Origin of the sequence: Enterococcus sp. DIV0358 (assembly GCF_051713465.1) — a bacterium.
Classification (GTDB): Bacteria; Bacillota; Bacilli; order Lactobacillales; family Enterococcaceae; genus Enterococcus; species Enterococcus faecalis.
The window spans coordinates 1,598,184-1,618,178 of sequence record NZ_JBIOPX010000001.1; the positions used below are offsets into that span (position 1 = coordinate 1,598,184).

Sequence of the window (19,995 nt, forward strand, 5' to 3'; positions counted from 1 at the left end):
TCCCCCTTTTAACCAAATTTACCAGAAATGTAATCTTCTGTTTGTTTTTCTTTTGGATTTAAAAATACTTTTTTCGTGTCATTAAATTCAATTAAATCACCTTGTAAAAAGAAGGCCGTTTTATCAGAAATCCGTGATGCTTGTGACATATTATGTGTCACCATAATCATGGTATATTTCTCTTTTAATGTTAACAGCATGTTTTCAATTTTACCACTAGAAACTGGGTCCAAGGCGCTAGTTGGTTCATCTAATAAAATAATATCTGGTTCCACAGCTAACACACGAGCGATACAAACCCGCTGTTGTTGTCCGCCAGAAAGTGAAAGTGCACTTTTGTGAAGTTTATCTTTGACATCCTCCCAAACGGCAGCAGCTTTCAAACTGGTTTCAACTGCTTCATCTAAGACTTGCTTGTCTTTGACTCCTTTTAGGCGCAAGCCATAAATCACATTTTCATAAACTGAAAATGGAAATGGATTAGGCTGTTGGAAAACCATCCCAATTTCTTTACGCAATTCAACGTTATCTGTTTTCGGTCCATAAATATCTTTTCCTTTATAGACAACACTTCCAGTAATAGTTACGTCTGGGATTAAATCATTCATACGATTCAAGCAACGTAAATACGTTGACTTCCCGCAACCAGAAGGACCAATCATGGCAGTTAATTCTCCTTGATTAAAAGTTAAATCAATGCCTTTCAATGCTTCTTTTTTCCCGTAATATAAATGTAAATCTTTTGATGAAATAATTTCTTTGCCCATCTTGCTCCTCCTAACCAAAATGTCCTGAAACGTAGTCTTCCGTTGCTTGAATTTTTGGTCGTGTAAAGATTTTTCTTGTATGGTCGTATTCAATGACTTTGCCCATATAGAAGAAAGCTGTATAGTCACTAATCCGCGCCGCTTGTTGCATGTTATGTGTCACAATGATGATCGTGTAATCATCTTTTAAATTCACTAACGTTTCTTCAACCGTTCCTGTTGAAATCGGATCTAACGCGCTTGCCGGTTCATCTAACAACAGAATATCTGGTTTCATCGCAATTGCCCGAGCGATACACAAACGTTGTTGTTGCCCACCAGACAGAGCTAAGGCGCTTTTGTTTAAGTTATCTTTCACTTGATCCCAAAGTGCGGCTTGCTTCAAACTTGTTTCAACGATTTCATCTAATTTTTTCTTATCCTTTTCACCATGCTGTTTCAATGCGAATGTGATATTTTCATAGATAGATTTACTAAATGGATTGGGCCGCTGAAAAACCATGCCAATGCGTTTTCTCATTTCGTAGACGTCCACTTCTTTCGTATTGACATCGACATCTTTATACATGATTTTTCCAGTAACACGTGTATTGGCAATGCCATCGTTCATACGATTTAGCGAACGTAAATACGTGGATTTACCGCAACCAGAAGGTCCAATTAAGGCGGTTATTTTGTTCTTTTCAAATTGTAAATCAACACCTTTGATAGCCTCATTGTCCCCGTAAAAGACATGTAAGTCTTCCGTGTGTAACGCAATTGGGTCTTTTTGGCTATCTAGTTGAAGTAAATGGGTATCATTTAAATTGTATTCTTTCATGCTAATTCCCCTAACATTAAGCTGATGTCATTCTCTTATAAAGACGGTTGCCGATAAAACGAGCGCCGAAATTGAAAAGTAAAACTACTAAAATTAACACAGCGGAGGCACCTGCTGAGACCGCAGCGCCATCTGGCATCGTACCTTCAGTATTAATTTTCCAAATATGCACAGCCAACGTTTCCGCTTGACGGAAAATACTAATTGGACTTGAAACGCTCAACGGATTCCAATTACTGAAATCTAAGGCAGGTGCGCTTTGTCCTGCTGTATAAATTAGCGCAGCGGCTTCACCGAAAATCCGACCAGAACTCAAAATAACCCCTGTCAAAATTCCTGGTAACGCTTCTGGCAAAATAACTTTTTTAACTGTTTCCCAACGTGAAAGACCTAAGGCTAACCCCGCTTCACGCTGTGTATAATGAATGGCTTTCAAAGATTCCTCAACATTTCTAGTCAATAATGGTAAGTTAAAAAATGTTAATGCTAACGCACCTGATAAGATTGAAAAGCCATATCCGATTTGTACAACGAAAATCAAGAAGCCGAACAGCCCCACAACAACGGAAGGCAATGAACTTAAAATTTCAATCGAGGTACGAATTAAATCAGTTAACCAATTCTTTTTCGCATATTCCGATAAGTAAATTCCAGCACCTAATGAAATTGGAATACTAATAATCATTGTAATCAATAGTAAATATAGTGAATTGAAAAGCTGAATACCAATCCCACCACCAACTTGATACGCTCTGGATGGTTGTGTTAAAAATTCCCACGAAATATGTGGAATTCCTCTAGCTAAAATGTAAATCAGTAAGGCCGCCAAAATTAAAACAATGACGCCAGATACGGCATATAAGATACCTGTTGCGATTTTATCTGCTTTTTTTGCATTCATTATTTTAAGGCTCCTCTCTTACCGATAATTCGGATAACAATGTTGAATAGTAAAGACATCAACAATAGAATCAAGGCTAAAGACCAAAGAACGTTGTTTTCAACTGTTCCCATAATTGTATTCCCAATCCCCATTGTCAAAATACTTGTTAGTGTCGAAGCTGGTGTTGTCAAACTAGTTGGCATCACAGCTGCATTTCCGATTACCATTTGGATTGCTAAGGCTTCACCAAACGCACGAGCCATACCAAAGACAACCGCAGTTAAAATACCAGGCACAGCTGCCCGCAAGACAACTTTATAAATCGTTTGCCAACGCGTAGCACCAAGCGCCAACGACGCTTCACGATAATGTCTAGGTACAGCTTTTAGCGCATCCACGGTCATTGTAGTGACCGTTGGTAAAATCATAACAAATAGTACAAATGTACCAGCTAAAATACCGAAGCCAGTTCCGCCAAAGATTGAACGGACAAAAGGAACAATGACAGATAAACCAATAAATCCATAAACAACAGAGGGAATCCCTACAAGTAATTCAATAACTGGTTGTAAAAATTTCGCTCCTTTTTTAGGTGAAATTTCTGTCATAAAAACAGCCGCTCCAATCGCAAATGGCGTCGCAACAATCGCTGACAAAAACGTTACAATAAAGGAACCCGCAATCATTGGTAAAGCCCCAACCATGGGTTTACCGTCTGCGCCGATATCACTTGGGTTCCAGTTTGTTCCAAATAAGAAATCAAACACGTTAATCTTATCTTTAAAGAATGTAGCAAGTCCTTTACTTGCAACAAAATAGAAAATTGAAACAACCACTGCTACAATTAAGGCAATACATAGGAAACTAATAAATTTCCCTCGTTGCTCCATCTTGGCTCTTTTCGATTTTGTTAATAATTTTTTCTGTACATCTTCCAAGAATATTTCCTCCTCAAACAATCCAACTTTTACAGATAAAAATAGTGTACCTTTTTTACATCAATTTGTTTTTAATAACATGTAAATTTTATGTTAAGTTTGTAAATTTTGTGTTAAGAGAATTATTTAATGACATTTCCTTGCCAATCCCGTTCAATTTCCATTTTCGAAACAGGAATATACCCTAATTGACCAATCACACGTTCTTGGATATCATCTGACAACATAAAGTCTAAAAACTCTTTGGTTAAATCACTTGGATTTTTACGAGTGTACATGTGTTCATAAGACCAAATAATCCATTTATTGTTCATTACATTTTCATCTGTTGGCTGAACACCATCAATACTTAACGTAGCTACTTCATCAGTAACATATGAAAATGCGGTATAACTAATCGCTCCTGGTGTATCAGAAACAATGGAACGAACCATGCCACTGGAATCTTGTTCTTGCGCACGAATGGCTGTTTTATCTCCCAAGACCCACTTTTCAAAAGTCGCACGCGTACCACTACCGGCCGCTCTATTCAAAATAACAATTTTTTGGTCTTTCCCGCCAAGTTCTTTCCAGTTTGTTACTTCACCTAAAAAGATTTTCTTTAAATTTTCCATTGAGATATCTTTGACACCGACATTTTTGTTAACGATTGGTGTAATCCCAACAACAGCAACTTTATGATCAATTAAGTCTTCCGCTTTGATGCCCTTTTTCTCTTCTGCAAATAAATCAGAATTACCAATGTCTACCGCGCCAGATTGGACTTGACTCAGACCTGTTCCGCTTCCGCCCCCTTGGACATTAATAAATCTTCCCGGATTTTGGCTTTGATATTCCTCACTCGCTGTCTCTACTAATGGTTGTAAAGCTGATGAGCCTACCGCTGTGATGGATTCACCACGATCAATCCATTTTGCACATCCTGTCAAAGTAAGTATACTTGCCAAACCAATAAATAATAGCAATCTTTTTTTCATCGATTCATTATTCCTCCAATTAATTTCAATCTATTCTATTTTACCATTATATGTAGGACTTGAAAATTATAAGTTATCAATTTGTTGGTACAACTGAGAAAACTCTTAAATTAAATAACAAGTATTTTAAAACTAAAACAAAAAAAGCTCTCCAAAATGGAGAGCTTTTTTTCGTTTAAATTTTCAAGAAACGACGCATTGAAATAACTGAACCTAGTGATCCAATAATCATTCCTGTTGCAATCATTAATAGATTAACTTTCCAGATAAAATCTTCTGGACGAATTAATGAATAATTCGAACGCAATAACTGCGGGTTAAACATGTTATAAACTTGATGGTAGCCTAACGTCATAATAATGACTGGCACGATTGCGCCAATCAACCCAATCCAAGCACCTTCTAAGAAGAACGGCCAACGGATGAAACTGTTTTTGGCTCCTACAAGACGCATAATTTGGATTTCTTTTTGACGAGATAAAATCGTAATCCGAATAGTGTTGGAAATTAAGAACACTGCAACGAATAAAAGTAATGCAGCAGCTGCTAAGCCCCAAGTTCGAACGGTTTGAGCGATTTTAAAGATTTTGTCTGAATTTACACCACCGTAATCGGCTTTAAAAACACTTGGGAATTTAGCTGCTTGTTTCGCAATATCTTTCGTGTCTTCTGGTGTTTTCGCACGGACATAATACACATCATATAATGGGTTACTGTCGCCTTCGAAAAGATTCCAGGCATCCCCCATTTGTTCTTGGATTTTTTTCAATTGTTGATCTTTGTTTGAATAAGAAATATCTTCAACATTGTCTAATCCTTTAAGTTGTTTTTCTAATGTTTTCATTTCATTTTGTTTTGTACCAATATCGACAAAGACAGACACTGTCACGTTTTTTTCGATATCATCAGCAAGTTTCGTTGCATTAAAAATAACGCCCATAAAAATACCAACTAAAACTAATGTAATTGTAACCGCACTTGCTGAGGCAACAGTCATCCAACCGTTCCGTTTTAAACTTTTGATACTTTCAAATAAATGAGAAAAGAATGTTCTAATCATCGTAGCCGTATTCTCCTTCCACTTGGTCACGGATAATGCGACCATTTTCAATGGCAATAACACGGTGACGAATCGTATTTACAATTGTACTATTATGCGTTGCCATCACGACTGTTGTTCCTTGTGCGTTAATCCGGTCCAACAATTTCATGATTTCCCATGAATTCTCTGGATCTAAGTTTCCAGTTGGTTCATCGGCAATTAAAACTTTCGGTGTATTTACGATTGCTCGTGCAATGGATACCCGTTGCTGTTCCCCACCAGAAAGTTCGCTTGGAAAAACACGTACCTTATGTTTTAGACCGACTAAATCTAAAACTTCCATCACGCGTTTTTTGATTTCGCGAGGACGTCGTCCGATAACTTGCATCGCATAGGCCACGTTCTCATACACAGTTTTCTTTGGTAATAGTTTATAGTCTTGGAAAACGATGCCGATTTCACGACGTAAATAAGGAACTTCTTTATTTTTTATTTTCATTAAATCATGACCTGCAACTGTCAAATTACCTTTTGTTGCTTTTTCTTCACGATACATTAATCTAATAAAGGTTGATTTCCCTGCACCTGAGGGACCAACCACATAGACGAACTCGCCTTGGTCAATCTCTACTGAAATATTTCGAATCGCTGTTGTACCATTCGAATATTTCTTCATTACATCTTTCATTTCAATCATGGCGTTCTCTCCATCTCTTTTTTCTTCAATCCTACTCATTATAACATGTCAATATTGCAAACTTCTTGCATTAAGTTACATTTTTATTTCAATTTAATGAAGAGCTTAACTTAAGCGCTGTTTTAAGTAGGCATCAATGAAACCATCAAGGTCTCCATCCATCACAGCTTGCACATTGCCAGTTTCGTAATTTGTCCGATGGTCTTTGACCATTGAATACGGATGGAATACGTAAGAACGGATTTGTGAGCCCCAGCCAATTTCCATTTGTTCACCACGTAAACTTGCTGCTTCTTGGGATTTCTTTTCCATTTCCAATTGATATAATTTGGCTTTTAACATACTCATTGCTTGCTCACGGTTTTTTAATTGAGAACGTTGTGCTTGGCTTGCGACAACGGTGCCTGTTGGAATATGTGTGATTCGAACAGCTGATTCTGTTTTATTAATATGCTGACCACCGGCACCACTTGCTCGATAGGTATCAATTTTTAAGTCATCTGGATTGATCGCAATTTCTATTGTGTCGTCTAATTCAGGCATTACATCAACTGAACAAAACGAAGTATGACGGCGTTTAGCGGAATCAAAGGGCGAAATCCGCACAAGACGATGGACACCTTTTTCTGATTTTAGGTAGCCATAAGCATTGTAACCTTTGATTAATAAGGTGACACTTTTAATCCCTGCTTCATCTCCAGCTTGGTAATCCAACGTTTCAACTTGGAAACCGTGACTTTCTGCCCAACGTGTGTACATTCGTAAAAGCATACTTCCCCAATCTTGTGATTCAGTACCACCGGCACCAGGGTGTAATTCAATTAGGGCGTTATTATGATCATATGGCTCATTTAGTAGTAAGGATAGCTCATAAGTTGTTAAACGTTCTTGCAAGAGATGAATTCTTTCTTCCAATTCTTCTTGAATCTCTGCATCATATTCTTCTTGTTGTAATTCAAACATCACCGTTAATTCGTCAAGTTCCTCAGAGAGCTGATGAAATTGTTGATATTTTTCTTTCAAACTATTGGTTTCGTTAATTAGCTTTTGAGCCGTTTCTGTGTTGTCCCAAAAACCAGGTTCTCCCATCCGATTTTCCGCCTCGGCAATGTCTTCTTCTAACTGGTCTAAGTCAAAGAGACCTCCTGAAGCTAGTAATTTTTTGTGTCATTTCGTCTAATAATGTACGAATTTCTGGGTTTTCCAAAATGATTCCTTCTTTCTCTTTATGGTAAAAAGAGCAAAGGCGGGACAAATTGCCCCACCCTGCGTTTTTTCTTTAATTAAGCGTTTTTCCCATGACAATTTTTGAATTTTTTGCCACTTCCGCATGGGCATAAATCATTACGGCCCACTTTTTTATCTACACGCACAGGTTGACGCTTCGCACTTGTGTTGCTTTGTGCAGCTGCATCTTGTTCTGTTTCTGGATGTTCCGCTTGTCCTTGAGCTACTTGCTCACGTTGGACATTTTGGCGAATTTCCGATTTCATGAATAAACGTGTTACTTCATATTCGATTGAACCCACCATATTGTTGTACATAGAATAACCTTCTGTTTGATATTCTACTAATGGGTTGTTTTGACCGTATGCACGTAAGCCGACAGATTGGCGTAATTGATCCATCGCATCAATGTGATCTGTCCATTTAGTATCGACGACACGCAAGATGACTACTTTTTCAAATTCTAGCAATTGTTCTTGACCATTCAATTGTTGAGATTTTTCTTCAAATACTTCTTGCGCACGTGCCACTAAGTAGTCTTTGATTTCTTCAGCTGATTTATTTTCTAAATCTTTTTTAGAAATCGTATCTTCATGGACAAGTGTTGAGGCTGCAAAATCGACAATCCCATCTAAATTCCATTCTTCTTTTTCTAATTGTGTATGGCTATCCACCACTCGGCCAATCGTCCGTTTTACCATGCCCATCAATACATCAGACAAGTCATTTTCTTCCATAATTACTTCTTGTCGTTGCGCATAAATAACTTCACGTTGCTCGCGCATCACGTCATCGTATTGTAAGACATTTTTACGTGTGTCATAGTTATTTCCTTCCACACGTTTTTGAGCAGATTCTACTTGGCGAGTAAACATTTTACTTTGAATAACTGCATCTTCTTCTTGCACATTCATTCGTTCTAAGAATGTTTTAATTCGTTCTGAACCAAAGCGTTTCATTAAGTCATCTTCTAAAGATAAATAAAATTGTGAAACCCCTGGATCCCCTTGACGTCCTGCACGTCCACGCAACTGATTATCAATACGACGTGACTCATGACGTTCTGTCCCGATAACCGCTAGACCACCTAGTTCAAGTACACCTAAACCAAGTTTAATATCCGTTCCACGACCAGCCATATTTGTTGCAATTGTAACTGCGCCTTTTTGACCGGCATTCATAATGATTTCGGCTTCTTTAAAGTGATTTTTCGCATTTAATACCTCATGAGGAATTTTAGCTGCGTTTAATTTATCAGAAAGTAATTCTGACGTTTCTACCGCAACAGTCCCCACCAACACTGGTTGTCCTTTGTGGTAACGTTCTTTAATATCTTCCACCACTGCATTAAATTTACTTTCTAAGGTTGGATAAAGTAAATCTGGACGATCGTCACGGATAATTGGACGATTGGTTGGGATTTGAATGACTTGAATATTGTAAATTTCACGGAATTCTTCTTCTTCTGTTTTAGCAGTACCAGTCATCCCGGCTAGTTTTTTGTACATCCGGAAGTAGTTTTGGAACGTAATCGTCGCCATTGTTTTTGTTTCATCTTCAATTTCGACGCCTTCTTTTGCTTCAATCGCTTGATGCAAGCCATCAGAATAACGACGACCATCCATGATACGACCAGTAAATTGGTCAACAATTAAGACTTTATTGTCTTGAACCACGTAATCAATGTCTAGTAACATGATATAGTTTGCCCGTAACGCTTGATCTAAATGGTGCGTTAATGCTGTATTTTCAATATCGTAAAGGTTATCCAATCCGAAAGTTTGTTCCGCTTTTTCAATACCTGCTTCTGTTAAACCAATTGTTTTAGACTGAATATCAATTTTGTAATCTTCGTCTTCTTTTAAGCGTTTGACAAAATTATCGGCACGCGTATAGAGTGCTGTCGATTTTTCAGCTTGTCCAGAAATAATTAATGGGGTTCTTGCTTCATCAATTAAGATTGAATCCACTTCATCGACAATTGCATAGTTTAATGGACGTTGAACCATTTGGCTGCGATAAACAACCATGTTATCACGCAAATAGTCAAATCCTAATTCGTTATTTGTACTATAAGTGATATCACAGTTATACGCTTCACGTTTTTCATCAGAAGATTTAGAGTTAATGTTTAAGCCAACGCTTAAGCCTAAGAAATTATATAATTCTCCCATTTCGTTAGAGTCACGGGTTGCTAAGTATTCATTAACTGTAACAACGTGTACTCCTTCGCCAGATAGTGCATTCAAGTATACAGGCATTGTGGCAGTCAAGGTTTTCCCTTCACCTGTTCTCATTTCAGGAATGTTCCCGTCATGAAGCACAATCCCACCCATTAATTGGACACGGTATGGGAATAAACCTAGTACACGTTTAGCAGCTTCACGGACAACCGCAAACGCTTCTGGTAATAGTTCGTCTAAGGTTTCCCCTTTTTGATAACGGGCTTTAAATTCATCTGTTTTTTCACGTAATTGTTCATCGCTTAGTTGTTCCATTGCACTTGCATGTGCATCAATTTTATCGGCGATTTTTTCTAATCGTCTTAATTCTTTTTTATCGTTTTCGATCATTTTTTTCAAAAAATTTGCCATTGGTATCTGTGTTCCTTTCAATTACCTCTTTTTATTTTTGTATCCTTTTTGTACAAGAAGCACAATCTATCCGTTTTATTTTATCATTACTTGACGAGAAAGAAAACCATTTCTATCTATTTTACAGACATTTTCCTTTAAAAGAGGAACTTTTAAAGTTATTTTATGTATTTCTTTATTTTTTCTTTACTCCGTGCTTTAAAGATGTTTAAAGAGCTGAAATGCACGAAGGCATTTCAGCTCTTATTTTAAGCTTTAGTCTGTTTCAATCAAGCCATATTTGCCATCTTTACGACGGTAAACAATGCTTGTTCCATTTGTTTCAGCATCTTCAAAAATGAAGAAGTTGTGTCCTAACATGTTCATTTGTAAAACAGCTTCTTCACTGTCCATCGGTTTTAATGATAGACGTTTTGTACGAACGATGTCTAATTCTGAAGGTGTTTCTTCTGTTTCTTCACCAACTAAGAAGACAGCGGCTTTTGTATTGTTACGTCCTGTTTCACGAGATTTTCTGTTGATTTTTGTTTTAAATTTACGAATTTGTCGTTCTAATTTATCGACAACCAAATCAATACTTGCGTATAAATCAGGTGACGTTTCTTCAGCTCGTAAAACTAGATAAGGAAGAGGAATAGTAACCTCGACTTTGGCTGTTTTTTCAGTGTACACTTTCAAATTCACATGAACCGTTGCTTCAGGTGAATCGCTGAAATATCTTTCTAATTTACCGACTTTTTTCTCAACATAGTCTCGAATCGCTTCGGTTACCTCGATATTTTCTCCACGTACATTATATCTAAACATAACAATTACCCCTTTCATCTACCAGTAAAGAAAAGATTAAAGGACCACTCTTTAATTCCCTTCTTCTTAATTTCATTATATCGAATAATCTGGGTTTTGCCAACAAAATAGTCATCAAATTTATGAATTCTTTTCTTTTTACCGCGCGAGAGTAAACGTATTCAAACTTTTAGGATAACAGTCATTGATAACAGCAGCTGCGTGGAAAAGAGTTCGTCCAGTGGTATAGATGTCATCCACCAAAATAACAGAACAATTTTTTAATTTTTTTTGGTTTTCTTTTTGGATGGCAAATGGTTGTTGCAACTGCATCCTTTCCTTTCTAGTTTTCTTAGATTGCGGAACATTTTCCTCTTTTCTAATTAAAAAAGGGCTGTACGGAACATCAGCCGCTTCTAGTAAGCCAATTACTTGGTTGAAGCCTCGTTCTTGCATTCGCTTTTCGGATAAGGGCACCGGAATAATATAGTCCGCAGATTGTTGCTGAAAGTAAAAGTTAATTTCCTCGTTAAAACACGTTCTTAAGCGGTAGTCTCCTTGAAATTTATAGCGTTCCATCCACTCTTGCATTCCTTCATCATAATGAAACAACGCTGCATTATGAAAAGAATACTCTGGATAAAGCAGCTGCCATCTTCGACAATCTAAACAATAATACTCTTGGCTGACACGACTACAGCCAAAACAAGTGCCTATCCTTGGCAGTTTCTGGAACTTTGCTTGGCAGTGCTGGCAAAGTGAAGGCCTCGCCCATTTTTTAAAACGTAAGAGCATTTTTAATGTTATCTCCAAACGAATGGGGCTTGCGCAATTTTTACAATCCATCTAACATCCCTCGTTTGCTAGCCAAGCGATTCATTTGCTTTATTTGCCGAATTGCCTCTTTCATGTCTCTTGTTTCCCCATCATGTAAAAATAAAACTTTGCCGTAATTGAATTCTTGTCTTCGATCGACTCGGCCCGCAATTTGGACAAGTGTTGAAGAAGTGAAGACTCGATGATTGGCACCATAAACAATTACTGAGACTGCATCAAAAGTCACACCACGTTCTAAAATGGTTGTAGTGATCAAAATATCCGTTTTCTGCTGACGCATTGCTTGAACTTTTTCCAGGCGAAGCTCATCACTACCATAAACGGCGACAACTTCTTTGTCGGAAAATCGCTCAGCTATTAATGCATGCAATTGGTGAATTAATGAAATGCTTGGGCAAAATAGTAAAACTGAATTACGCACCAATAAACGTTTCAAATGATGTGCAATGATTTTAATATTTTTGCTAGAAATACGTTGCCACGACTGAACCCAAAATCGGCGTGGCACAGGTAATGGCCTACGGTGATATCTTGCTGGCAAAATACTGGCTGCTAACTTCTTTTGCTGTAAAAGCTTCCGCAATTCTTTCGTAGGCGTTGCTGTTAAGTACACCAAACTACTTCTTTTTTTTCGTGCGTTACGCACTCCATAATAAAGATGCTCGTTATTAACAAAAGGAAAAGAGTCGACTTCATCAACGATAAGTAAATCAAATGCTTGATGGAATTTCAATAATTGATGCGTGGTACAAATCACTAGTTTCGTATAACGATACGGCTCTTGACTGTTTCCATGAAGTAAAGCAATTGCTTCATGAGGAAAAACCGCTTGGATTCTGGGAAACAGTTCTAAGCAAACATCGACACGCGGCGAAGCCAGCGCAATTCGCCCACCTTCTTGTAAGGTTTGGTGCAAAACAGCAAATAACATTTCTGTTTTGCCTGCACCTGTAACTGCCCACACTAAGCGATTCTCTCTTGCTTTTGCTGTCTCACAAAGTTCAACCGAGATCGCTTGCTGTCCCTTTGTTAATTGTCCAGACCACTCAAAAAAGACAGTTCTTGGGCTATTGGGCCTTTCTGGTAAATGACAAAATTTTTGACAAGAAGTCACACGGCCTAATTGAATGCACGCATGACAGTAGTATACATTTGTCGCCAGTCTGTTTTCTTTTTTGGATACGACTTCCCCGCACCGCTGACATTGAATTGTTAGGGGGGAACGCTCTAACATTGTTGGTAAATAAACCAGTTTTGTCTGTATTGAACGTTCTGTTTCTTCAAGAATTATTTTACGTCCATGCAAATCTTCCATGTTAACCACCTCAATTATAAAATACGCATTTCTCTAGCTTTTTTGCGAAAAAGGAAATCTCCCACCGTTATCTTTCTATTCTTATCTAGTCGTTACCTACTAAACAAACTCTTGATACGCTTTATTGTTTACACGAATCTTCCACTTTCGACTTACCTATATGCAGATTTTTTATAACAAATTTATCTACCTTTAAAGAAAAATTAATGTTAAAGTATATCTAGTAATTCAAGCTTTAATTTGAAAAGACTAGAGAGGAGCAAGCTTTATCATGGAAAATATTTTTTTAAAAAGACTAGAACTCAAAGCTTTTGAAGAAGATTCTGTTTTTTCAAAAATTGAAGGGCTGAATAAATTTAATTCACTAAATTTTAAAAAACCTATTACTTTTTTTTCAGGTGAAAATGGAACTGGAAAATCCACTTTATTAGAAGCAATCGCAGTCAATTGGGGATTTAATCCTGAAGGCGGTAGTATTAATTTTAATTTCTCTACAAACGATACTCACTTGGATTTACATAATTATTTAACTGTTGGAAAAAGTGTAAAGCGTGCTAAGGATGGCTTCTTTTTAAGAGCTGAAAGTTTCTACAATGTTGCTACATATGCAGAAAATATAGACTTAGATTTTTCTGAATATGGCGATAAATCCCTACATCATCAATCACACGGCGAAAGTTTTTTGAATCTGGTGAACCATCGGTTTAGAGGAAATGGTCTGTACCTGTTAGATGAACCTGAAGCGGCTCTCTCACCTCAACGCCAACTAGCCTTAATGATATCTATAAAAAAACTAATTGATGAGGGGTCTCAGTTTATTATTGTCTCTCATTCACCTATATTACTTGCAATGCCTGACTCACAAATTATTTCTTTTGATAAAGATAGTCCTTTAGAAATCACGTATGAAGAAAGTATGCCTTATGAAATAACCTCATTATTTTTAAACAACAAAAACAGAATTCTCTCTCATTTATTTGCTGAATAAGTCTGTTATTCGAATTGCTTATGCCATACTATAATGACTCGTATATAAAAATATTGTTAATCATTCTTTGAATTACTACTTTTAGACTACGGAAAAAGGCGTTTATTATTCAGAAAATAGATTGTTAAGTATGTTTTTTTAGTATCTAGATTAAAGTAAAAAATTAAAGACAGTTGTCTTTCTCTAGCTCACAGGACTAATTTCGGCTCTATAATTTATGGAACTGATAAACCAGAATGACTGCCTCAGCTCAATTCCAATTAACTAAAATCATAAAAAAAGACAAGTTGCTTTTTCGAAGATTCTCGAAAAAACAACTTGTTTTTACTCTTTTTTATCTGCTTGTGCTAACAAATCCAAGGCTTGTTCCAACACTTTTTCCCCGTTCATTAAGCCGTAATCAGACATGCTAATGACATCTGTTGGGATACCTTTTGGTGATAGACGCTTTTCAAAATCACTCTTCATATAACGAACTTGTGGACCTAACAATAACACATCGACTGGATTATTTTCTAAATTTGTGTCTGCTTCCGATGCAGAAGCCGCAAATATATGGGCATCTAAACCTTGATTAAATGCTGCTTTTTGCATTTTTGTAACAAGTAAACTAGTACTCATTCCTGCGGAGCAAACTAACATAATTGTTTTTTTTGACATTTTAACAGCCCCTTTTACCTTTGCCTTTTTCAATTTTCAACATTATCTATTAAAAATATTATAGTGTAAAGTTAATTTTTGTCAATCATTCTTGTTTTTTAAAGCGGATACAATCTTGGTTTAAACGTACCATGCTGACTTCAGCAATTTATTAAATACCACATATTCTTTTTCCAAATTCACTTGAACTACTTGGTAACTCGCATTCAACCAACCATAAGCGCCTTTTTCTGGATGCTTATAATCGTTCGCCCACCAATCGACATCTGTCTTAGCAGTTTTTGGTAAACCAGAATGAGGGAATAACAATTCATCAAACTGGGTAAAGGTCAAGGTAACTTGGGAACCGCCATTCGTTTTCAAATAATGAGTAATTGTATCATATTTTTTCTGTCGTGTATGTACCATTTCCAGCGCCTCCCTTTTCTCTATCATACCTTATTATAACGTTTTTTTCCAAAAAATCTCACAAAAAAGATGAGAGAAAAAGTTGCTATTCAGTTGATTCTTTTTTATACTGACTTTATTACGAGAGAAAAGGATGCCCATATGTTAGAAAGCTATATTACAGTCAAACAAGATGGTTTCAGCGAGATTGAAATCAAGAAATCGCGGTTTATCTGTTCTGTAAAGCGCGTAACATCAGAAGAAGAAGCAAAAGCCTTTATCGCCGCAATAAAAAAAGAACATTGGAAAGCCAATCATAATTGTAGTGCTTTTGTGATCGGCGAAAAAAATGACATTCAGCGGAGCAGCGATGACGGCGAACCTAGTGGCACTGCTGGTGTTCCAATGCTAGAAGTCTTAAAGAAAAAAGAGTTAATCAACGTAGTGGCTGTTGTCACTCGTTATTTTGGCGGAATAAAATTAGGCGCTGGTGGTTTAATCCGAGCATATAGTCATGCTCTTTCCCACACTTTAGATGAAATTGGTTTAGTCATTGGCAAATTGCAACAAGAACTATTGATTACGATCGCCTATCCTTTATTAGGAAAAGCCCAAGCCTTTTTAGAACATAGTCCCTACACGCTTAAAGAAACTATTTACACAGAGTCTATTCAGTTAATTTGTTTAGTAGATGAACAAGCAACAGAAACATTTATAGCTGAAATGACGGATTTACTTAACGGTCAGTTGACAATTGAAAAAGGCGCAACGAGCTATCACGAACTACCATTTAACGAAAAAGGAGCACAAGCAAATGACATTTGAAGAAGTATTGCCACAGATTAAAGCAGGAAAAAAAGCCGTACGTAAAGGCTGGAGCGGTTTCGAACTTTTTATTGAATTACGTGATGAAATTGGCACCTCCGAAGGTGAATTTTTACAAGTTACCCCGTATTTTTTAATCAAAACTTCTGATGAAGGCTACAGCATGTTTTCACCAACACCTTGTGATGTCTTAGCAGAAGATTGGGTGATTGTTGAAGCATAACTACACACATAAGGTCTGGCAGATTACGGCGATTGCTCGTTCTTCCAGACCTTAATTTTTAAATGTTTAAAGGAGTTTTTCTTATGCCAAAAGAATTTGAAACAAAACGGGTGCTTGTAACTGGTGCAGCTTCAGGGATTGGCCAAGCACAAGCAATTGCCTTTGCTGAGCAAGGTGCTGAAGTTATTGGCATCGACCTAGACGAAACGGGGTTAAAGCAGACAGCCGCACTGGTTGACCCAGATTCTGCTAAGTCGTTTACTTATTTTGTCGGTGATGTGTCTTCTCCCTCATTTGTGCAAGCCACGATGAAACAAATTGTGAAAAACAACGGCCAAATTGATATTTTATTAAATACGGCAGGTATTTTAGATGATTATCGCCCTTCTCTAGAAACTTCAGAAGCTTTATGGGATCAAATTTTAGCAACCAATTTAAAAAGTGTCTTTTTAGTGACCAATGCCATATTACCTTATTTCCTCCAACAAAAAAAAGGAGTAATCGTTAATATGGCATCTATCGCTGGCTTAGTAGCTGGGGGCGGCGGCGCAGCGTACACTGCCTCCAAACACGCAATCATCGGGTATACAAAACAACTTTCCTACGATTATGCCAAATTAGGCATTCGAGCAAATGCGATTGCGCCAGGTGCCATCCAAACACCCATGAACGCAGCTGATTTTGCAGGAGAAGGTGAAATGGCTACTTGGGTAGCAAGTGAAACACCTGCGGGCCGTTGGGCACAGCCACAAGAGGTAGCAAAACTTTCATTATTTCTAGCTAGTGATGACGCTGATTATATCCATGGCACAGTTATGACCATTGATGGTGGTTGGACCATGAAATAAAAAGACTTTACAGAGTGTCTGTTCTTCAGTAACATGTAACACAGTGAGGCAACTCACACCATAACACTTCAGTTGGCTTTGCTGCCCTTCCTTTGGTTATGGTTATCACTAAAACACGTCGTTGTTTTATAAAGGAGAATCTTAAATGAATCATTCATCAAATCCACAAACCAGTACGTGGTCAGCTACGGCGTTGGCTAAAATGGCGCTGGTTACCGCTTTGTATGTCGTTGTCACTGTACTTCTCGCTCCGCTTAGTTTTGGTCCGATACAGCTTCGTCTTGCCGAATTATTTAATTATTTAGGCGTTTTTAACAAGCGATATATCTGGTCCATTACGTTAGGGGTTGCGATTGCCAACACCGCTTCACCTCTTGGTATCATCGATATAGTCATCGGTAGCGCTGGAACGTGCGCAGTCTTATGGATTGCCTATTTTGCGACAAAAAATCAGCAAAATTTATTGATTAAACTAATGCTGACGGCCATTCTTTTTGCTTTGTCCATGTTCACTGTCGCTGGACCCTTAACGTTCTTTTATCAGTTACCTTTTTGGTACACATGGTTGACCGTTGGACTTGGTGAACTTCTTTCAATGACCGTCGGCGGTATCCTGATTTACGTATTAAATAAAAAAATACAGCTTGTAAAACGCATCGAAGAATAAAAAAGCGCTTGGGATTTAAACCCCAAGCGCTTTTTAGCACTATCCTTTAGGTTGAATGAAGTCTGCTTGCCATTTTCCAAGAGATGGATTGTAATCAAAATACCAAAGTTGTGAAAAATATTGTTTTTGATGCTTGTATCCCGATAAAACACGACCGCTTTGAGTATCTTCCTCGTAGTCAATACAAGAAAAATGAAGCATCAGTGAAAAACTGGTTTCACTAATAGGATGATAATTCGAAGCTGGCGCTACTTTCACTTTTTTTACATGATTTCTGATGCCCGCTTGTTGATTTGCTTGTAATACTGCAAGATGTTTTTGATAAAGTTTTTCTGTATAGTTATCTTTGACTACAGACAAATTTTCTTGATCCCACGCTTGTTGTATTTCTAAAAACGTTTGTTGTATTTCTTTTAAGAGTGCCTTTTTTTCTTTTGATGTTCCAGGTAATGCTGCCCACATTTCTTGAAAAGCGCCTTCATCGACTGGTTGATTTCTACGGCGTCTTTGCCAAATCATCGCGCCCCCAAAAAGAACAAAAAACACTGTTGAAATTAAGCCTTCCAGTGGCGTTGTGTTGCTGGTCCCGGTCTCGTTATGATGAACATAACTTCTTGATCCATCACCGCTTGGCGAAAAACCATTCGAGGGATTACCTCCGCTAGGACTTTCTACACGTCCGCCGCCATAGCCACCAGCTACAGCCGCCGCTTGATTAGGCCATAAACAAAAGGCCATGGCACAGCCCACAAAAACCAAAATTAACTTTCTCATTCTCTCACCTTTCGACCCCTTCAAACCAACAAATGAATAAATAGACGCAGAATACTAAACAAAGCGCCAAGATTAACAATGATTAATAATACCTTCAGCCATCTGCCATATGGTTGTACTGATTGATAACTTCGTTGATAAATACTCAAGCCAAACAGGACCGCTGGCCACATAAATATACTAGATCTTGGGCCAAACGAATTACCCTCGCCCAAAAAATTCACATGAATGGGCACATGAGCTGGTAAATCAGGATAAACCACCGCACTTAATAACAGTAAACTGACTGCTAAAATACTTGTAACAATAAACAACCGCTGACTAACTTTTTCAATCTGCTTCTCTCTCATTATTTTAGCTTTCTCCTCTAGTTTAATGATGGATATACTTTCAGTTTATGCCTCCCTATCTGAATTTGCAATAAAAAAAAGACAAGGAAACATTCGATTAAATGTCCTTGCCTCTGTTTTTAAAAATCCTAAATCAAGCCTTTCACACCTATATCTTTTCGATAGTACATTCCAGGAAATGAGTAATTATCCAATGTTTGATAAACTTTTTTGTGGGCTTCTTCAAGAGTCGAAGCAGTTTCTTCTGCTAAAAAGATTCGTCCACCAGCCGAAACCAGAGCCTGTTCTGAACGAGTTACCCCTGCATAATAGATGGTTTCACCGGACATTTCGGGTAATGGTAGATTTGTCTTGTATTGATTAGGATAGCCTTCTGCTGCTACAACAACACCAACACTCGCTAACTCATTCCATACAATCGTTGGTTGCTCTTTCGCCAGCAATGAAGAAATTATTTCTGAAAGGGGACTCTCTAAACGTGCCAACACAACTTGTGTTTCTGGATCCCCAAATCGAGCATTAAATTCAATAACCTTGGGGCCAGTTGCTGTTTGGATTAAACCAGCATATAAAATCCCTTGAAACGGACGTTTTTCAGCCACCATTCCTTTAGCAGTCGGTTTCAGGACTTGGCTAATGGCTTGCTGAACCGCTTCTTCTGGGATCTGAGGCACTGGTGTGTAAGCGCCCATTCCCCCTGTATTCGGACCAGCATCCCCATCGAAAATTCGCTTATGATCTTGAGCAATCACCATCGGATATACCTTCTCATTAGAAACAAAAGCCATTAAGGAAAATTCTTCTCCTTGCAAAAATTCTTCGATTACAACCGTTTGACCGCTTGCTCCAAATTGTTGGTCCTCCATCATCGCAACTAGCGCCCGTTTTGCGGCTGCTTTTGTTTCGGCAACTACTACTCCTTTTCCAGCTGCCAAACCATCTGCCTTAATAACAATTGGTACTCCTTGCTGTTCAATATATTCTAAGGCAGGTGCCAAACGTTGAAAGACCCGATATTCCGACGTTGGAATCTGGTATTTTTGCATAAAATCTTTCGCAAAACTTTTTGAACCTTCAATTATTGCAGCTGCTTTTGTCGGGCCAAAAATCAGTAATCCCGCTGCTTGAAAGGCATCTACAATCCCTTCAATTAATGGCGTTTCCGGTCCGACGAATGTCCAATCAATCTGATTATCCTTCGCAAATTGAATTAGTTCCGTTTGCTGCTCTTCACTGATAGGTACAGTCCGAATATTATCACCACTCATACCAGGATTACCTGGTGCACAATAAACAGTCTTGACTTTGTCTTCTTGTTGTAATTTTTTGGCGATTGCATGTTCACGACCACCACGCCCAATCACTAATATATTCATCGGTTTCTCCTTTA

General features: G+C 37.8%; 22 protein-coding genes. 5 read left to right on the plus strand and 17 right to left on the minus strand.

Features of this window, described 5'->3' with window-relative positions:
* Positions 1–8 precede the first annotated feature (8 nt).
* From pstB (IGK70_RS07865) to IGK70_RS07920, 12 genes are all read right to left on the minus strand, one after another.
* Positions 9–767: a phosphate ABC transporter ATP-binding protein PstB gene (gene pstB / locus IGK70_RS07865; protein ID WP_002357303.1), complete on the minus strand. Its 759-nt coding sequence runs from the start codon at positions 765–767 to the stop codon at positions 9–11.
* Positions 768–777: 10 nt separating this feature from the next.
* Positions 778–1,587 carry a phosphate ABC transporter ATP-binding protein PstB gene (pstB, locus tag IGK70_RS07870; RefSeq protein WP_002420128.1) on the minus strand — a complete coding sequence of 270 codons (810 nt, stop codon included), beginning with the start codon at positions 1,585–1,587 and terminating at the stop codon, positions 778–780.
* Positions 1,588–1,603: 16 nt separating this feature from the next.
* Entirely contained in the window at positions 1,604–2,488 is an 885-nt protein-coding gene (gene pstA / locus IGK70_RS07875) for a phosphate ABC transporter permease PstA (RefSeq protein ID WP_002357300.1), read from the minus strand.
* The gene (gene pstC / locus IGK70_RS07880; RefSeq protein ID WP_002357299.1) at positions 2,488–3,408 is read right to left on the minus strand and encodes a phosphate ABC transporter permease subunit PstC; all 921 of its coding nucleotides are present in this window, start codon (positions 3,406–3,408) and stop codon (positions 2,488–2,490) included. The genes pstA and pstC overlap by 1 nt, the downstream gene beginning before the upstream one ends.
* A gap of 122 nt (positions 3,409–3,530) precedes the next feature.
* Positions 3,531–4,385 carry a phosphate ABC transporter substrate-binding protein PstS gene (locus tag IGK70_RS07885; protein WP_002357298.1) on the minus strand — a complete coding sequence of 285 codons (855 nt, stop codon included), beginning with the start codon at positions 4,383–4,385 and terminating at the stop codon, positions 3,531–3,533.
* A gap of 175 nt (positions 4,386–4,560) precedes the next feature.
* Positions 4,561–5,445: a permease-like cell division protein FtsX gene (ftsX, locus tag IGK70_RS07890; protein ID WP_002364071.1), complete on the minus strand. Its 885-nt coding sequence runs from the start codon at positions 5,443–5,445 to the stop codon at positions 4,561–4,563.
* Positions 5,438–6,124: a cell division ATP-binding protein FtsE gene (gene ftsE, locus IGK70_RS07895; protein ID WP_002361935.1), complete on the minus strand. Its 687-nt coding sequence runs from the start codon at positions 6,122–6,124 to the stop codon at positions 5,438–5,440. Before ftsE ends, ftsX begins: the two co-directional genes overlap by 8 nt.
* Before the next feature lie 105 nt (positions 6,125–6,229).
* A protein-coding gene (gene prfB, locus IGK70_RS07900) for a peptide chain release factor 2 (RefSeq protein ID WP_113793629.1) occupies positions 6,230–7,331 on the minus strand; the annotation gives its coding sequence in 2 pieces (ribosomal slippage) (positions 6,230–7,258 and positions 7,260–7,331; 1,101 coding nt in all).
* 76 nt (positions 7,332–7,407) lie between these two features.
* Positions 7,408–9,945: a preprotein translocase subunit SecA gene (gene secA, locus IGK70_RS07905; protein WP_010817353.1), complete on the minus strand. Its 2,538-nt coding sequence runs from the start codon at positions 9,943–9,945 to the stop codon at positions 7,408–7,410.
* A gap of 255 nt (positions 9,946–10,200) precedes the next feature.
* Positions 10,201–10,752 (minus strand): ribosome hibernation-promoting factor, HPF/YfiA family, encoded by a 552-nt coding sequence (hpf, locus tag IGK70_RS07910; RefSeq protein ID WP_002357293.1) that lies wholly within the window; start codon positions 10,750–10,752, stop codon positions 10,201–10,203.
* A gap of 138 nt (positions 10,753–10,890) precedes the next feature.
* Positions 10,891–11,577, minus strand: a complete 687-nt coding sequence (locus IGK70_RS07915) for a ComF family protein (protein ID WP_071981468.1) — start codon at positions 11,575–11,577, stop codon at positions 10,891–10,893.
* Entirely contained in the window at positions 11,567–12,883 is a 1,317-nt protein-coding gene (locus IGK70_RS07920; protein WP_071981469.1) for a DEAD/DEAH box helicase, read from the minus strand. Before IGK70_RS07920 ends, IGK70_RS07915 begins: the two co-directional genes overlap by 11 nt.
* 271 nt (positions 12,884–13,154) lie before the next feature.
* Between IGK70_RS07920 and IGK70_RS07925 the strand changes: the two genes are divergently transcribed.
* A complete protein-coding gene (locus IGK70_RS07925) occupies positions 13,155–13,871 on the plus strand; it encodes an AAA family ATPase (protein WP_002357289.1) in 717 nt (238 codons plus the stop codon).
* Positions 13,872–14,195: 324 nt separating this feature from the next.
* Here IGK70_RS07925 and IGK70_RS07930 read toward each other — a convergent pair whose 3' ends face one another.
* Together IGK70_RS07930 and IGK70_RS07935 are read right to left on the minus strand one after the other, a co-directional pair.
* The gene (locus tag IGK70_RS07930; RefSeq protein WP_002364074.1) at positions 14,196–14,531 is read right to left on the minus strand and encodes a PTS sugar transporter subunit IIB; all 336 of its coding nucleotides are present in this window, start codon (positions 14,529–14,531) and stop codon (positions 14,196–14,198) included.
* Between the two features lie 120 nt (positions 14,532–14,651).
* The gene (locus IGK70_RS07935) at positions 14,652–14,939 is read right to left on the minus strand and encodes a DUF7662 domain-containing protein (protein ID WP_002357286.1); all 288 of its coding nucleotides are present in this window, start codon (positions 14,937–14,939) and stop codon (positions 14,652–14,654) included.
* A gap of 69 nt (positions 14,940–15,008) precedes the next feature.
* On the opposite strand from IGK70_RS07935, the gene IGK70_RS07940 reads away from it, so the two are divergent.
* The 4 genes from IGK70_RS07940 (at position 15,009) to IGK70_RS07955 (ending at position 17,481) form a co-directional block, all read left to right on the plus strand.
* On the plus strand, positions 15,009–15,743 hold the full coding sequence (locus tag IGK70_RS07940) for a YigZ family protein (protein WP_002410598.1): 735 nt from the start codon (positions 15,009–15,011) through the stop codon (positions 15,741–15,743).
* On the plus strand, positions 15,733–15,966 hold the full coding sequence (locus IGK70_RS07945; protein ID WP_002357284.1) for a DUF2829 domain-containing protein: 234 nt from the start codon (positions 15,733–15,735) through the stop codon (positions 15,964–15,966). The genes IGK70_RS07940 and IGK70_RS07945 overlap by 11 nt, the downstream gene beginning before the upstream one ends.
* 62 nt (positions 15,967–16,028) lie before the next feature.
* Entirely contained in the window at positions 16,029–16,814 is a 786-nt protein-coding gene (locus IGK70_RS07950; RefSeq protein ID WP_002398738.1) for a 3-oxoacyl-ACP reductase, read from the plus strand.
* A 145-nt stretch (positions 16,815–16,959) separates the two neighbouring features.
* The gene (locus IGK70_RS07955; RefSeq protein ID WP_002385866.1) at positions 16,960–17,481 is read left to right on the plus strand and encodes a QueT transporter family protein; all 522 of its coding nucleotides are present in this window, start codon (positions 16,960–16,962) and stop codon (positions 17,479–17,481) included.
* A 39-nt stretch (positions 17,482–17,520) separates the two neighbouring features.
* Here IGK70_RS07955 and IGK70_RS07960 read toward each other — a convergent pair whose 3' ends face one another.
* The 3 genes from IGK70_RS07960 to purD all read right to left on the minus strand — a co-directional run bounded on the left by IGK70_RS07960 (position 17,521) and on the right by purD (position 19,981).
* On the minus strand, positions 17,521–18,255 hold the full coding sequence (locus tag IGK70_RS07960) for a TIM44-like domain-containing protein (RefSeq protein WP_002380369.1): 735 nt from the start codon (positions 18,253–18,255) through the stop codon (positions 17,521–17,523).
* A 20-nt stretch (positions 18,256–18,275) separates the two neighbouring features.
* On the minus strand, positions 18,276–18,605 hold the full coding sequence (locus IGK70_RS07965; protein WP_002380370.1) for a DUF1648 domain-containing protein: 330 nt from the start codon (positions 18,603–18,605) through the stop codon (positions 18,276–18,278).
* Positions 18,606–18,733: 128 nt separating this feature from the next.
* Positions 18,734–19,981 carry a phosphoribosylamine--glycine ligase gene (gene purD / locus IGK70_RS07970; RefSeq protein WP_071981471.1) on the minus strand — a complete coding sequence of 416 codons (1,248 nt, stop codon included), beginning with the start codon at positions 19,979–19,981 and terminating at the stop codon, positions 18,734–18,736.
* Between the last annotated feature and the right edge of the window lie 14 nt (positions 19,982–19,995).